This is a genomic window from Bradyrhizobium sp. HKCCYLRH3061, from assembly GCF_051168015.1.
In the GTDB taxonomy this organism is placed as follows: domain Bacteria; phylum Pseudomonadota; class Alphaproteobacteria; order Rhizobiales; family Xanthobacteraceae; genus Bradyrhizobium.
Window position 1 is genome coordinate 795,327 of the sequence record NZ_JBNPUE010000001.1, and the last position, 15,235, is coordinate 810,561.

Below are 15,235 nucleotides of genomic sequence, written 5' to 3' on the forward strand. Positions count from 1 at the left end.
TTAAAAAATATATTTTAATTGCGCAGCCCCCAACCTCCGCCTATGCTGAGCGCTAAAACGCCGCCGGCAGCGCGGCCACCAGGGAGGTCTCCATGCGAAGCGCCATCGCAGCGGCAGGATTGTTCGTCGTCGCGTCCGTCCTCGCCGTACCCGTGCGGGCGGAGGATCAGCCGGGCGTCACCGCCACCGAGATCCGCATTGGACAGACCATGCCCTATAGCGGGCCGGTGTCCGCCTTCGGCATCCTCGGCAAAGGCGAGGTGGCCTATTTCAAGATGGTCAACGATCGCGGCGGCATCAACGGCCGCAAGGTCAACCTGATCTCGCTGGACGACAGCTACGTGCCGCCCAAGACCGTGGAGCAGACGCGACGGCTGGTCGAGAGCGACGAAGTGTCGTTCATCTTCTCGACCATGGGCACCGCGCACAACACCGCGATCGCCAAGTACCTGTCGGCTAAGAAGGTGCCGCAGCTGTTCGTCGCCTCGGGCGCCTCGAAGTTCGGCGACCCGGCCCAGTTTCCGCTGGCGCTGATGGGCGTGATGGCGCCGTTCCGAAACGAGGCGCGGATGTATGCGCGCTACGCGCTGCAGAAGAAGCCGGACGCGACGTTCGCGATCCTCGCGCAGAACGATGATTTCGGCCGCGACTATCTCGCCGGGCTGAAGGACGCGCTCGGCGAGCGCTTCGACACGGCCGTGACCGTCGCGAGCTATGAGGCGACCGAGCCGACGATCGACTCGCAGATCGTGAAATTGAAATCGAGCGGCGCCGACGCGCTGATCATTGCCGCGACGCCGAAATTCGCCGCGCAGGCGATCCGCAAGACCTTCGAGATCAACTGGCGGCCGATGACCTTCCTGACCAATGTGTCGGTGTGGATGTCCTCGGTGATGGAGCCGGCGGGCCTCGAGGCCGGCAAAGACATCATCTCGACTGCCTATGTGAAGGATCCGCTGGATCCGGCCTGGGCCGACGATCCCGGCGTCAAGGGCTGGCGCGACTACATGGCGAAATACGTGCCGGACGGCGACATCCGCGATTCCAACTACGTCAACGGCTACAACAACGGCATGGTGCTCGAGCAGGTGCTGAAGGCCGCGGGCAACGATCTGTCGCGCGAGAACATTTTGCGGCAGGCGCTGTCGATCAAGGATCTCGAACTGCCGATGCTGCTGCCGGGCATCAAGGTCAACACGTCAGAGACGGACCACCTCCCGGTCGAGCAGGTGCAGTTCATGCGCTTCACCGGTAAGCAGTGGGAGCGGTTCGGCGAGGTGCTGTCGACCAAGTAGCGGCGGCGGCCGGTTGGACTTTCGGCGGCGAAGGCGTAGACATCTGCCGTCGTCCCCAGGAGAGCCGCGGCGCCGATGTCCGAGACTGAACCGCTCACGCTGAAATTCCGCTGTCCGAAGGAGCTCGAAGGCCTCATTCCGCAGCCGGTGCCGGCGCCGATGGGCGTTCCCGACTGGGTCAAGACGATGCCGGCCACCGCGTTCAGCGCGCTCAACCAGGCCGAGGAGCAGACCGTCAAGCGCTGCCCGCCTTTCATCGACGCGATGACGACGGGCTTCCTCATTCCGCTGATCTGCGATCTCACGGTCGAGGACGGCGGGATCAGCTGGGACAACGAGCTGCCGCCGGGCGGTGCGATCGATTTTCCGCGCTCGCCGATCAGCTTCCACGACGTCGCCCAGGTCACGGGATCGCCGCTGTTCGAGGCCGACCGCTTCCTGCTCAAGTTTCACAATCTCTGGACCATCGAAGCGCCGGAGGGCTGGGCATTGCTGTTCACGCATCCCGTCAACCGCTTCGACCTGCCCTTTACCACCGTCACCGGACTGGTCGACAGCGACCGTTTTCACGACTCGTTCGTGCACTTCCCGGCGCACTGGCATGACACGGCGTTCCGCGGCGTGATCCCGAAGGGCACGCCGGTCGCGCAATGCATTCCGGTGAAGCGGCAGGCGTGGACGATGCAGACCTCGGCCTTCACCGAAGAGGAGATCACCGAGATCCACGAGGTGCGGGATGCGCTGAAGCGCGAGACCGGCGTCTATCGCAAGCGGTTCAGGGCTTAGCTGTCGCAGTGCCGTCGATCTGCAGGAATCTGGCGGCGCCGCTCGGACGGAAGAAGAAGCGGCCGTGCGAGGTGACCGCGAGCGTGTAGGCCGCGCGGGTCAGCAGATGCGGCCGGCCGCGCACCACCGTGCGCAGCGCAGCCTGGGCGCCATCGCGATCCCCCATCTCGGCCAGACACATCGCGAGATTGGCGCGGGTCTGGGTGTCGTCGGGCCGCAGACCGAGCGCATGGCGGTAGGTGTCGGCGGCCTCGGCATAGTCGCCGTCGAGGAACTGCACCCAGGCGAGCTCGATCAGGATGTCGGGCCGTCCCGGCGCGGCCTCGCGCGCCGCCAGCAGGTGCGTGCGGGCACGAACGCGGTCATTGGCCTGAAGAGAGAGGCGTCCGAGATCGAGCTGGAGGTCGACGCTGCCGGGTGACAGCGTCAGCGCCTCCTCGATCACGGCGATGGCTTCACCGAGCTGCCCCGACTTGGCAAGCCGCCCCGCCAGCTCCTGGAACGCCGGCAGAAAAGGCGGCCGCCGCGCCGCGGTCCTGCGCAGCTGCGCGATGCCGTCGGCGGCGCGTCTGGATTCGCACAAGGCGGCGCCGAGCAGCGTCTCGAGTTCCGGATCGCTGCCGCGGAGCCCAGCCTTCTCCAGCGGCGCAACCGCCTCGCTCGCGCGGTGCTGGCCGAGCAGCGCATGGGAATGAACGAGCAGCGCCGCGCGATCGGTCCTGGCCGTGCGCAGGATCGAGACGGCGATCTGCTCGGCGCGCGCGAACTGCCGCGAACGGAGCGCGTGGACCGCTTCCTGCAGCGCCTGCGCCTGCTGATTTTTCCGCCGTTCACTCACGTCTGCCGCCAAGCTCCGAGGAGGACGTCGAGTCTAGCTAGCCCGCCCGCCCAGGGGTGTCCAGCAAACGGGCGCGACGGCTCAGCCGAACAGCGGTGTGCCCGGCACGAAGGCATCGAACGCGGCCCAGAACTGCGAGCGGTAGCGGTCCTGCTCCTGCAGGATCTCGTGCTTGGCGCCGGCGATTACGAGATGCGAGCCGGCGCGCAGATGATAGGCGAACTCCTCGATCGCCGCCGTCGACACCACCGTGTCGCTGGAGGCCGCCAGCATCAGGATCGGCTGGCGGATCTGCGACGGATAGCTCATGCCGCGGAAGGTCATCATCGCGGAGAACGCCGCGTCGGCCCAGGCGACCGTGGGCGAGGCGATGCCGAGCGTCGGATCTTCTTCGAGGATCGCGGCGTTGCGGGCATAGCGGACCGGATCGGAGGTCAGCGGATTGTTGACGAATGGCGCCAGTCCGCTGATCTCGTCGTTGCCGCCCGGCACGTAGCGGCCGCCCTGCCCGGCGATGCGCATTGCCCGCAGCAACAGCCGCGCCGGCAGCGCTGTGCGGCTGCCCGGAAGGTCGATCATCGGCGCCGACAGCACGATGCGATCGAACCAGCGCTTGCCGGCATGCGCGAGCCGCAGCAGCACCGTGCCGCCCATCGAATGCGCCAGCGCGAAATAAGGCGGCGGACAGTCCGGCAGCACGACTTGCGTGACGAAGGTCTCCACGTCGGTCTCGTAGTCGGAGAACGAGCGCACATAGCCCTTGCGGGAATCGCGCAGGCGCCGCGACGAATGGCCCTGGCCGCGCCAGTCGATGATGGCGACCGCAAAGCCGCGATCGCGCAGATCGCGCACCGTCTCGAAATACTTCTCGATCATCTCGCTGCGGCCGGTGAACACGCACACCGTGCCCTTGCGCCCGGCCGGCGGCGCCCAGCGCGCAAAGCGCAGCTCGGCGCCATCAGGGGTCTTGATGGTGCCGGCAGTGACGTTTTCGGGAACGGGATTGGCGGGAATCGAGACGAGCGTCATGAGGCACCCATCGAATAGGTGAAAGGCAGCGGGAATCAAGGGGTGGAACGGCAAAAAGAGCAGGTCCCGAACGCCCTTGAACGTCGAAACGCCTGCCCTACATCGAGATCGTGCAGGCCTCTGATGGCTGCACGACGGCCCGGCCCGATGGCGGGCGGGTTTGCCAATAGTCGCTCAATGGAGGACTTTGACCATGCGTACCTACGACCTCACCCCCTTCTATCGTTCCACCGTCGGTTTCGACCGTCTGTTCTCGATGCTCGATCAGGCCACCGCCGAGCCCACCCCCGGCTATCCGCCCTACAATATCGAGCGCACCGGTGAGAACGCCTACCGCATCACCGTCGCCGTCTCCGGCTTTGGCAAGGATGAGCTCTCCCTCGTCGCGAAGGAAAACACGCTGACGATCAAGGGCGAGAAGGCCGCCAATGAGAACGGCAAGAAGGCTGAGGTGCTGTATCGCGGCATCGCCGCCCGGGCGTTCGAGCGCTCGTTCCAGCTCGCCGACCACGTGGTGGTGAAGAACGCCAGCCTCGAAAACGGCCTGCTCCACGTCGACCTCGTACGCGAGATTCCGGAAGCGAAGAAGCCCCGCTCGATTCCGATCTCGACCGGCGCGCAAGGCTCCGAGCAGCCGGTGATCGAGGGATCGGCCGAGAAGGCCGCCGCTTAACCGGCACTCAGACTTGAGAATGCGAACGCCCCGGGCAGCCGGGGCGTTTTTTTGTGCGTTGCTGCAGTGCAATCAAACGATCGTGACGGGCGGTAACGGCCTGCACCCGGCCAGCGAAGACGCCAGTGATGACCTCACTCACCCGAGCCACTGGAGCCTCAACGATGAACGTCGTTCGCACCCTCTCCCTCGTTGCCGCGCTGACGGCATTGGCCGGCCCTGCTCTGGCGCAGCCCGCGCCGCCGCCCAAGGTCCACAACGTCGTGCTGGTGCACGGCGCCTGGGCCGACGGCTCGAGCTGGGCCAAGGTCATCCCCTATCTGCAGGCGGCCGGCCTCAAGGTCACGGCCGTGCAGAACCCGCTGACCTCGCTGGCGGACTCCGCGGCCGCCACCCGCCGCGCCCTGGCCGAGCAGGATGGGCCAGCCGTGCTGGTCGGCCATTCCTGGGGCGGCACGGTCGTGAGCGAGGTCGGCACCAATCCGAAGGTCAGCGCGCTGGTCTATGTCGCGGCCCGGGCCCCCGACGCGGGCGAGGATTTCGTCAAGCTCGCCGGGCAATATCCGACACCGCCGGCGCGCGCCGGCATCGTCGACGATGACGGCGAGACCAAGCTCAACGAGGACGCCTTCCTGAAGGACTTCGCCAATGGTGTCGATGCGACGACGGCGAAGGAGCTCTATGCGGTGCAGTGGCCGACCGCGGCGACGATCTTCGGCAACCGCACCACCCAGGCGGCGTGGCACGACAAGCCGTCATTCTATGCAGTGTCGAAGCAGGACAAGACCATCGATCCGGATTTCGAGCGCTTCCTGGCCCACCGCATGAAGGCGACCACGATCGAGCTCGACGCCGGGCACCTGTCGCTGGTGTCGCATCCGAAGGAGATCGCTGATCTGATCCTGAAGGCCGCCGGTCAGCACGAGTAGTGCGACCGATGGTGCTGGGGTGTCATCGGCTGCTCCAAACGACCTGTCATGCCCGCGAAAGCGGGCATCCAGTCCGCGGCGGCGGTCGTGAATGACCGAGATGCCGGTGTTGACTGGATCGCCCGGTCGAGCCGGGCGATGACGGCGTTGGGGGTGGCAAGCGGCCGGGCAGACCGTCTGACTGCCTCTATTCCAAACCCTGTACAGCCGGCATCTTTGCCGTCGGCAGGATCTGGGGCACCGGCTTCGCCGCGGGCGCCGCGACGGAGCCAGTCGTCAGCGGCGCGGCCGTAGCCGCGGCCGATTGCACGGACTTCGGCTCTGAGGGTTTTGCGTCTGAAGCCTTGGCCTCTGAAGCCTTGGCCTCTGAAGCCTTGGCGTCTGAAGGCTTGGCTTCTGAAGGCTTCGCGTCAGAGGTGTTGGCGTCCGAAGCCTTGGCCTCGGCCGGCTTGATGTCCGCGGGCTTGGGCGGAAGGGCCTTGGGTGCGTCCGCCGGCTTCGGATTGAGCGCTGCGGTCTGCGGTGCCGGTGCACTCGGCCGCGCGGCAGGCGTCGGCACCTTCGGCTGGATCGGCGCCGCGGTGGCAACGCGCGGCGCAGCCGGCATCGGCGGCACCAGGCGCGGATCGGCCCGGATCACGCTCGGCGGCGGCAGGCGGTCGAGGCCACCGCGCGGGGCGGGCTCATAGCGCATCCGCTCGTACTCCTCGCCCCATTGGAACGCCGGCACGAAGCGGATGATGCGGCCGGAGCGGGCATCGACGACGAGCTTGCCGTCCTCGCCCTGGCGATCGAGCACCGCCACGATCCAGACATTGCCGCGCTGGCGCGGCGCGCCGAGCGGCGAGAAACCGTTGTCGCGCAGAATGGCATAGACCTCATGCACCGGCAGGAACGCGGGCGCATAGCCATAGTCCTGCTGATAGCCCTCTCTGTAATTGTCCTGACGGTAGACCGGCGCCGGCGGCACATAGCGCTCGTCGCGGTAGCCGTAGTCAGGGCCCGGCCGGTAGCCGTAGCGCGGCGGTGGCGCAGGCACGACGGCCGGCGGCGGCAAGTCCGAATAAGGCGCATCGAAATCGGAGACTGCCGTATACGGCCCGTGGAGGCCGGACGGTGGCAGCGGCTCGGCCTGCGCGGCGGCGAACGTCGCGACCAGCGCGGCTGAGACGACTCCAACTAGCAACTTCATGGTTCAAAGCTCCTGCATGCCCCCGCACGTGAAGCTGTTCGCTTCTTCTCAAGTGCGGCGGAAGTTCTGCCGCGATTCCGGCGGTCCTGGGTCGGCGAAGGGGCGGGATCGGGGCGTTAGGTTTCAAAATCGAGCGCGGCGCGTGATCGCCGGCCCGGCCGGATCGTTCGGTCAGCGGCAGAAACGGAAGATTTGCCGGGGAATGAGCGTGTTGCGGCGCCCGAACTCGAGGACTCCGCAGTGCTTGTGTGATAGGTTAAAGTTTGGCATCTTGCGGTTTAGGACAGAAATGCTGTCTAAAATTTCGTTGCAAAGGTGACCGAGACTTTGCAATGATGTTACGGCGCCTGAGGGCGCTGCGACATGAACAGGCCGCGGTCGTCCAGCGGGGACATGGTCCCCCGGCGGCTGGCCTGAATTCTGCAAATGCGGCTCGCTGAAAAAGGACGAGCGTTGGCTCCGGAGAGGGGCCGCGCAGCGCCCGGGGTGCGCCGGACTGTGTACCGGACTGTGGTGAAGGCCCTGACCAATAACTGATGGGGACGGATATGAGCGGATCGAAGGTCGAGCACGGAATTTTGGGCGGCGCGGTGCTGGCTGTGGATTCGCACGAGAAACCGGCCGAGATCACCCGCGAGCTGCACACCTGGCGTCCGGAGGCCGAAGGTCTGTATGACCCGAGCCAGGAGAAGGATTCCTGCGGCGTCGGCTTCATCGCCAACATCAAGGGCCAGAAGTCGCATCAGATCGTCGCCGACGCGCTGAACATCCTGTGCAACCTCGAGCATCGTGGCGCCGTCGGCGCCGACCCGCGCTTCGGCGACGGCGCCGGCATCCTGGTCCAGATCCCGCACGCCTTCTTCTCGCGCAAGGCGAAGGAGCTCGGCTTCACCTTGCCCGCCCCCGGCGAATACGCCATCGGCGCGCTGTTCATGCCGCGCGACGATTCCTGGCGGAACGTCATCAAGAGCATCATCGCCGACCAGATCGAGGAGGAAGGCTTGGTCCTGCTCGGCTGGCGCGACGTGCCGACCGACAACTCCTCGCTGGGCGTGACGGTCAAGCCGACCGAGCCGCGCAGCATGCAGGTGTTCATCGGCCGCAACGGCGCCGCCAAGACCGAGGACGAGTTCGAGCGCAAGCTCTACATCCTCCGCAAGTCGATCTCGCAGGCGATCTATCAGCGCCGCGACCGCGGCATGTCGGGCTATTACCCGTGCTCGATGTCCTGCCGGACCGTGATCTACAAGGGCATGTTCCTGGCCGACCAGCTCGGCAAGTACTACGCCGACCTGCACGAGCCGGACTTCGAGAGCGCGCTGGCGCTGGTGCATCAGCGCTTCTCGACCAACACCTTCCCGACCTGGTCGCTGGCGCATCCCTACCGGATGATCGCGCACAACGGCGAGATCAACACCCTGCGCGGCAACGTCAACTGGATGGCGGCGCGGCAGGCGTCGGTGTCGTCGGAGCTGTTCGGCAAGGACATCAGCCGGCTCTGGCCGATCTCCTATGAGGGCCAGTCGGACACCGCCTGCTTCGACAACGCGCTCGAGTTCCTGGTGCAGGGCGGCTACTCGCTGCCACACGCGGTCATGATGATGATCCCGGAGGCGTGGGCCGGCAATCCGCTGATGAGCGAGGAGCGCCGCTCGTTCTACGAATATCACGCCGCCCTGATGGAGCCGTGGGACGGCCCGGCCGCGATCGCCTTCACCGACGGCCGCCAGATCGGCGCCACGCTCGACCGCAACGGCCTGCGGCCGGCGCGCTATCTCGTCACCAAGGACGACCGCATCGTAATGGCGTCCGAGATGGGCGTGCTGAAGATCCCGGAGGACCAGATCGTCACCAAGTGGCGGCTGCAACCCGGCAAGATGCTGCTCGTCGATCTCGAGCAGGGCCGGCTGATCCCGGACGACGAGATCAAGGCGCAGCTCGCCGCCAGCCATCCCTACACCGAGTGGCTCGGCCGCACGCAGATCCAGGTCGAGAAGTTGCCGGATGCGCCGACCACGGGCGCGCGGACCAACCTGCCGCTCTTGGACCGGCAGCAGGCGTTCGGCTACAGCCAGGAAGACATCGCGATCCTGATGACGCCGATGGCCGCCACCGGCGAGGAGGCCACGGGCTCGATGGGCAACGACACGCCGATCTCGGCGCTGTCGGACAAGCCGAAGCTGCTCTTCACCTACTTCAAGCAGAACTTCGCACAGGTCACCAACCCGCCGATCGATCCGATCCGCGAGGAGCTGGTGATGAGCCTGGTCTCGATCATCGGCCCGCGACCTAACCTGTTCGACCTCGAGGGTGTCGCCTCGACCAAGCGGCTCGAGGTGCATCAGCCGATCCTGACCGATGCGGACCTGGAGAAGATCCGCTCGATCTCTGAGGTCTCCGACAGCCACTTCGTCTCACGCACGCTCGACACCACCTTCGATGCGAGCCTGGGCGCGGCCGGCTTCGAGCAGGTGCTCGACGATCTCTGCGGCCGCGCCGAAGCCGCGGTGCGCGAGGGCGTCAACATCATCATCCTGTCCGACCGCATGGTCTCGGCCGACCGGATTCCGATCCCGTCGCTGCTCGCCTGCGCCGCCGTGCATCATCACCTGATCCGCACCGGCCTGCGCACGTCGGTCGGCCTCGTGGTGGAGTCGGGTGAGCCGCGCGAGGTGCATCACTTCGCCTGTCTCGCCGGCTACGGCGCAGAGGCGATCAATCCGTATCTCGCCTTCGAGACCATCATCGCGCTCAAGGACAAGCTGCCGGGCGCGCTGAGCGACTACGAGGTCGTCAAGCGCTACATCAAGTCGATCGGCAAGGGCCTGCTCAAGGTCATGTCGAAGATGGGCATCTCGACCTATCAGTCCTACTGCGGCGCGCAGATCTTCGACGCGGTCGGCCTTCGCGCCGAGTTCGTGCAGAAGTTCTTCGCCGGCACCCACACCCGCATCGAGGGCGTCGGCCTCGCCGAGATCGCCGAGGAGACCACGCGCCGTCACCGCGACGCGTTCGGCGATGCGCTGGTCTACAAGAGCGCGCTCGATGTCGGCGGCGAATATGCCTACCGCACCCGCGGCGAGGACCATGCGTGGACGGCCGAGTCGGTTGCGACCTTGCAGCACGCCGTGCGCGGCAACTCCAGGGAGCGCTACCAGGCGTTCGCCAAGCTGCTCAACGAGCAGTCCGAGCGGCTGCTGACCCTGCGCGGCCTGTTCCGGATCAAGTCGGCCGAGGACGACAAGCGCAAGCCGGTTCCGCTCGACGAGGTCGAGCCGGCGAAGGAGATCGTCAAGCGCTTCGCCACGGGCGCGATGAGCTTCGGCTCGATCTCGCGCGAGGCGCATACGACGCTCGCGATCGCCATGAACCGGATCGGCGGCAAGTCGAACACCGGCGAAGGCGGCGAGGAGGCCGACCGCTTCAAGCCGCTGCCGAACGGCGATTCCATGCGCTCGGCGATCAAGCAGGTCGCCTCGGGCCGGTTCGGCGTGACGACGGAGTACCTCGTCAACTCCGACATGATGCAGATCAAGATGGCGCAGGGTGCCAAGCCCGGCGAAGGCGGTCAGCTGCCCGGCCACAAGGTCGACGCCACCATCGCCAAGGTGCGCCACTCGACGCCCGGCGTTGGCCTGATCTCGCCGCCGCCGCACCACGACATCTACTCGATCGAGGATCTCGCGCAGCTGATCTACGACCTGAAGAACGTCAATCCCGACGGTCAGGTGTCGGTCAAGCTCGTCTCGGAGGTCGGCGTCGGCACGGTTGCGGCCGGCGTCGCCAAGGCGCGCGCCGACCACGTCACGATCGCGGGCTTCGAGGGCGGCACCGGTGCCTCCCCGCTCACCTCGATCAAGCATGCGGGATCGCCGTGGGAGATCGGCCTTGCCGAGACGCATCAGACGCTGGTGCGTGAGCGGCTGCGCAGCCGCATCGTGGTCCAGGTCGACGGCGGCTTCCGCACCGGCCGTGACGTCGTCATCGGCGCACTCCTTGGCGCCGACGAGTTCGGCTTCGCCACCGCGCCGTTGATCGCGGCCGGTTGCATCATGATGCGCAAGTGCCACCTCAACACCTGTCCCGTGGGCGTCGCCACCCAGGACCCGGTGCTGCGCAAGCGCTTCACAGGCCAGCCCGAGCACGTCATCAACTTCTTCTTCTTCGTCGCCGAGGAAGTCCGCGAGATCATGGCCGCTCTGGGCTACCGCTCGTTCAACGAGATGGTCGGACAGACCCAGATGCTCGACCAGTCCAGGCTGGTGGCGCATTGGAAGGCCAAGGGCCTCGACTTCTCCAAGCTTTTCGTCAAGCAGAAGGCGGAGCCGGGCCAGAAGGTCTATCACGCCGAGAAGCAGGACCATCACCTCGACGCCGTGCTCGACCGCAAGCTGATCGAGCAGGCCAAGCCCGCGCTCGACCGCGGCGCGCCGGTCAAGATCGAGGCCGAGATCAACAACACCGACCGTTCGGCGGGCGCGATGCTCTCCGGCGCGGTGGCGAAGATCTACGGCCATGCCGGCCTGCCGCAGGATACGATCCATGTCAGCCTGAAGGGCACCGCCGGCCAGGCCTTCGGCGCCTGGCTCGCCAACGGCGTCACCTTCGAGCTCGAAGGCGAAGGCAACGACTATGTCGGCAAGGGCCTGTCGGGCGGCCGCATCATCGTCAAGCCGCCGCGCAACTCCGGCATCGTGCCGGAGGAGTCGATCATCGTCGGCAACACCGTGATGTACGGCGCCATCTCCGGCGAGTGCTTCTTCCGCGGCATCGCCGGCGAGCGCTTCGCGGTGCGCAACTCGGGCGCGGTCGCCGTGGTCGAGGGCGCGGGTGATCATTGCTGCGAATACATGACCGGCGGCATCGTCGTTGTGCTCGGCAAGACCGGGCGCAACTTCGCGGCCGGCATGTCCGGCGGCGTCGCCTATGTGCTCGACGAGGCCGGCGACTTCGACAAGCATTGCAACATGGCGATGGTCGAGCTCGAGCCGGTGCTGTCGGAGGAGATGATCGCGGAAGCCTCCTATCACCAGATGGGCGATCTCGAGGCGCATGGCCGGGTCGACGTGTTCAAGAACCTGCTGGCGTCCGACATCGAACGCCTGCACATCCTGATCTCGCGTCACGCCAAGGCCACCGGCTCGAAGCGCGCCGCAGAAATCCTGGCGAACTGGAAGGACTATGCGCCGAAGTTCCGCAAGGTCATGCCGGTCGAGTACCGCCGCGCCCTGAAGGAAATGGCGGCCAACGCCGACGCCGAGCCGAAGATCGCGATCGGGGCTTGATATCTCTCCTCATGGTGAGGAGGCGCGTAGCGCCGTCTCGAACCATGAGGCCGAGAGCGGGGCCTCACCCTTCGAGACGCGGCGAAGACGCCGCTCCTCAGCGGTGAGGAGAAAATAGGAGCAAACCCTCATGGTGAGGAGGTGCGCAGCACCGTCTCGAACCATGAGGCCGAGAGCGGGGCCTCACCCTTCGAGACGCGGCGAAGACGCCGCTCCTCAGGGTGAGGAGAAGTAGGAGCAAACCCTCATGGTGAGGAGGCGCGAAAGCGCCGTCTCGAACCATGAGGCCCGAGCAGTCAGGGACGTCGTAGGTCATGGGCAAGGTCACAGGTTTTCTCGAAATCGAGCGGCACGATCGCAAGTACGCGCCGGTTGCCGAGCGTCTGAAGAATTTCAACGAGTTCGTGGTGCCGCTCTCCGAGAAGGAGCTGCGCGACCAGGCGGCGCGCTGCATGAATTGCGGCATCCCCTACTGCCACGGCACGGGCTCGGCCGCGCCGGGCACCACCGGCTGCCCGGTCAACAACCAGATCCCGGACTGGAACGACCTCGTCTACAACGGCAACTGGGAAGAGGCGTCGCGCAACCTGCACTCGACCAACAACTTCCCGGAGTTCACCGGCCGCATCTGCCCTGCCCCGTGCGAGGCGTCGTGCACCTTGAACATCGACGACAACCCGGTGACCATCAAGACAATCGAATGCGCCATCGTCGACAAGGCCTGGGAGAATGGCTGGCTGAAGCCGGAGCCGGCCTCCGTCAAGACCGGCAAGAAGGTCGCGGTCGTCGGCGCGGGTCCGGCCGGTCTCGCAGCCGCGCAGCAGCTGGCGCGCGCCGGACACGAGGTGCATGTCTATGAGAAGCACGCCAAGGCCGGCGGTCTGCTGCGCTACGGCATTCCCGACTTCAAGATGGAGAAGGGTATCATCGACCGCCGCATCGCGCAGATGGAAGGCGAAGGCGTCGTCTTCCACTACGGCGTCAATGTCGGCGGCAAGGATGGCCTCGATGCCAAGACGCTGCTGAAGGATTACGACGCCGTGGCGCTGACCGGCGGCGCGGAAGCCCCGCGCGACCTGCCGATCCCCGGCCGCGATCTCGCCGGCATTCATTACGCGATGGACTTCCTGCCGCAGCAGAACCGCCGCGTCGGCAACGAGCCGGTGAATGCGACCGAGATCCTCGCCGGCGGCAAGCATGTCGTCGTGATCGGCGGCGGCGACACCGGCAGCGACTGCATCGGCACCTCGCTGCGCCAGGGCGCGCTCTCCGTGACCCAGCTCGAGATCATGCCGGCCCCGCCGGAGCGCGAGGACAAGGCGCTGACCTGGCCGAACTGGCCGCTGAAGATGCGGACATCGTCGAGCCAGGCCGAGGGCGCGATGCGCGAGTTCGCGGTGCTGACGCAGAAGTTCGAGGGTGAGAACGGCGCGGTCAAGAAGATGCACTGCGTCCGCGTCGACGCCCAGTTCAAGCCGATCCCGGGCACCGAGTTCGAGCTCGCAGCCGACCTCGTGCTGCTGGCGATGGGCTTCGTGCATCCGGTGCACGAGGGTCTGCTCAAGAGCCTTGGCGTCGACCTCGACCCGCGCGGCAACGTCAAGGCCAACCTGACCGACTACCAGACCTCGCTGCCGAAGGTCTTCTCCGCCGGCGACATGCGGCGCGGCCAGTCGCTGGTGGTCTGGGCGATCCGCGAGGGCCGCTTGTGCGCCCAGGCCGTCGACAAGTTCCTTATGGGCAAGACCGAGCTACCGCGCTGAGCGCGGAGTGTAGTGGACGTGCTGTAGATCAGCCTTAGCCCGACTGCCCACCCCGACGCCGGTGCGCTCCCCTCCCCCTTGCGGGGAGGGGTCGGGGGTGGGGGTCACCGGGCGCCGAACAGCGTTGGATCCGCCGGCGCTTCAACATGCCCAAGAACATGCCGAAGAACATGCCCAAGGCAGTCACCGCTTTCGTCGCCCTCTTCTTCTGAAGTCAGCTATGAGCTTCCGTCATTGCGAGGAGCAAAGCGACGAAGCAATCCAGAGCCGCGCAACCGACTCTGGATTGCTTCGCTTCTGTTCAGCCCGGGGACATGGCTGACAGGTGTTCGGAGACATGGTTGACACCTCAAAATTGGCTCGATTCGTCAAGCAAAGGGGCGAGCGATGCCGTGGCGAGAGGTGTCTGTCATGGACCAGCGACGAGAGTTTGTGATGCTTGCCAAGCAGGAGGGAGCCAACCGGCGGCAGCTGTGTCGGCGGTTCGGCATCAGCCCCCAGACCGGCTACAAATGGATCGAGCGGTCTGACGCCGGCGATACGACGCTGGCGGACCGGTCGCGGCGGCCGCATCGAAGTCCGGAGCGCACCGCAGCTGCGACTGAGCAGCAGATTGTCGCGTTGCGCGATGCTCACCCGGCCTGGGGCGCGCGCAAGCTCGCGCATCGTCTCGATCGCGATGGGCAAGCTGTCCCGGCGATCTCCACCGTGCATAACATCCTGCGCCGCTACGATCGGGTGACGGAGCCTGGCGGCACGCCCGGGCAGCCCTACACGCGGTTCGAGAAGGATGCGCCCAATCAGCTGTGGCAGATGGACTTCAAGGGACACAGTGCGCTGGAGAACGGTGTGTCTTGTCATCCGCTCACCGCGCTGGACGATCACTCGCGCTTTTCCTTGTGCCTGGCGGCCTGCGACAATGAGCGCGGCTCTACGGTCAAAGGACATTTGGAGACGACGTTCCGCCGCTATGGACTGCCGGATGCGATGTTCGTCGACAACGGTGGCCCCTGGGGCTTTACTCTCGAAGACCCCTGGACCGCGTTGACGGTCTGGCTGCTGAAGCTCGGCGTTCGAACGATCCATAGCCGGCCCTATCATCCCCAGAGCCGCGGCAAGAACGAACGCTTCCACCGCAGCCTGAAGGCCGAGGTCTTTGCCTTCAAGCGTTACAGGGACCTTCCCGATGTCCAGCGGGCACTCGACGAATGGCGAGCCGTCTACAATCTCGACCGCCCCCATGAGGCTCTCGACTTCAATGTGCCGGCAAGCCGCTATCGGCCCAGCCAACGCACCATGCCGGATCGCCTTCCGACGGTGGACTACGACGAGGGGGAGATCGTCCGTTCCGTGTCGAGCACGAAGGCCTATGTCAGTTTCGAGGGACGGCTCTGGAAAGTCCCTCAAGCCTTTCGCGGTGAGCGACTCGCTATTCGTCCACTCAG

At 66.2% G+C, this 15,235-nt stretch carries 10 protein-coding genes; 7 read left to right on the plus strand and 3 right to left on the minus strand.

The window, feature by feature from the left end; genetic code table 11:
• Window positions 1-92: 92 nt before the first annotated feature.
• Entirely contained in the window at window positions 93-1,295 is a 1,203-nt protein-coding gene (locus tag ACQR2C_RS03815) for an ABC transporter substrate-binding protein (protein ID WP_434880462.1), read from the plus strand.
• Window positions 1,296-1,370: 75 nt separating this feature from the next.
• Window positions 1,371-2,081, plus strand: coding sequence for a hypothetical protein (locus ACQR2C_RS03820; RefSeq protein ID WP_434880463.1), 711 nt, complete (start codon window positions 1,371-1,373; stop codon window positions 2,079-2,081).
• Here ACQR2C_RS03820 and ACQR2C_RS03825 read toward each other — a convergent pair.
• Together ACQR2C_RS03825 and ACQR2C_RS03830 are read right to left on the minus strand one after the other, a co-directional pair.
• Window positions 2,071-2,919: a tetratricopeptide repeat protein gene (locus tag ACQR2C_RS03825; RefSeq protein ID WP_434880464.1), complete on the minus strand. Its 849-nt coding sequence runs from the start codon at window positions 2,917-2,919 to the stop codon at window positions 2,071-2,073. The two genes, ACQR2C_RS03820 and ACQR2C_RS03825, sit on opposite strands and share 11 nt — an antisense overlap.
• Window positions 2,920-3,000: 81 nt before the next feature.
• Complete coding sequence (locus tag ACQR2C_RS03830) at window positions 3,001-3,948, minus strand: alpha/beta hydrolase (protein WP_315801816.1); 948 nt, start codon at window positions 3,946-3,948, stop codon at window positions 3,001-3,003.
• Between the two features lie 193 nt (window positions 3,949-4,141).
• Between ACQR2C_RS03830 and ACQR2C_RS03835 the strand changes: the two genes are divergently transcribed.
• Entirely contained in the window at window positions 4,142-4,621 is a 480-nt protein-coding gene (locus ACQR2C_RS03835) for an Hsp20 family protein (protein ID WP_315801815.1), read from the plus strand.
• Window positions 4,622-4,785: 164 nt separating this feature from the next.
• A complete protein-coding gene (locus ACQR2C_RS03840) occupies window positions 4,786-5,550 on the plus strand; it encodes an alpha/beta fold hydrolase (RefSeq protein ID WP_434880465.1) in 765 nt (254 codons plus the stop codon).
• Window positions 5,551-5,737: 187 nt separating this feature from the next.
• Here ACQR2C_RS03840 and ACQR2C_RS03845 read toward each other — a convergent pair whose 3' ends face one another.
• The gene (locus ACQR2C_RS03845; RefSeq protein ID WP_434880466.1) at window positions 5,738-6,742 is read right to left on the minus strand and encodes a hypothetical protein; all 1,005 of its coding nucleotides are present in this window, start codon (window positions 6,740-6,742) and stop codon (window positions 5,738-5,740) included.
• Between the two features lie 548 nt (window positions 6,743-7,290).
• Here ACQR2C_RS03845 and gltB point away from each other — a divergent pair.
• The 3 genes from gltB to ACQR2C_RS03860 all read left to right on the plus strand — a co-directional run.
• Window positions 7,291-12,027: a glutamate synthase large subunit gene (gene gltB / locus ACQR2C_RS03850; RefSeq protein ID WP_434873540.1), complete on the plus strand. Its 4,737-nt coding sequence runs from the start codon at window positions 7,291-7,293 to the stop codon at window positions 12,025-12,027.
• Window positions 12,028-12,341: 314 nt separating this feature from the next.
• Window positions 12,342-13,790, plus strand: coding sequence for a glutamate synthase subunit beta (locus tag ACQR2C_RS03855; protein ID WP_316179620.1), 1,449 nt, complete (start codon window positions 12,342-12,344; stop codon window positions 13,788-13,790).
• Between the two features lie 387 nt (window positions 13,791-14,177).
• Window positions 14,178-15,235, plus strand: a 1,058-nt coding sequence (locus ACQR2C_RS03860) for an IS481 family transposase (RefSeq protein WP_434880467.1), incomplete at its 3' end; no start/stop codon positions are given.

Excerpts from the sequence above, each read along its gene's own strand:
- ACQR2C_RS03855 (WP_316179620.1), top strand. The coding sequence starts at position 12,342 with ATGGGCAAGGTCACAGGTTTTCTCGAAATCGAGCGGCACGATCGCAAG.
- ACQR2C_RS03840 (WP_434880465.1), top strand. The coding sequence starts at position 4,786 with ATGAACGTCGTTCGCACCCTCTCCCTCGTTGCCGCGCTGACGGCATTG.
- ACQR2C_RS03830 (WP_315801816.1), bottom strand. The coding sequence starts at position 3,948 with ATGACGCTCGTCTCGATTCCCGCCAATCCCGTTCCCGAAAACGTCACT.
- gltB (WP_434873540.1), top strand. The coding sequence starts at position 7,291 with ATGAGCGGATCGAAGGTCGAGCACGGAATTTTGGGCGGCGCGGTGCTG.
- ACQR2C_RS03835 (WP_315801815.1), top strand. The coding sequence starts at position 4,142 with ATGCGTACCTACGACCTCACCCCCTTCTATCGTTCCACCGTCGGTTTC.
- ACQR2C_RS03820 (WP_434880463.1), top strand. The coding sequence starts at position 1,371 with ATGTCCGAGACTGAACCGCTCACGCTGAAATTCCGCTGTCCGAAGGAG.
- ACQR2C_RS03845 (WP_434880466.1), bottom strand. The coding sequence starts at position 6,742 with ATGAAGTTGCTAGTTGGAGTCGTCTCAGCCGCGCTGGTCGCGACGTTC.
- ACQR2C_RS03815 (WP_434880462.1), top strand. The coding sequence starts at position 93 with ATGCGAAGCGCCATCGCAGCGGCAGGATTGTTCGTCGTCGCGTCCGTC.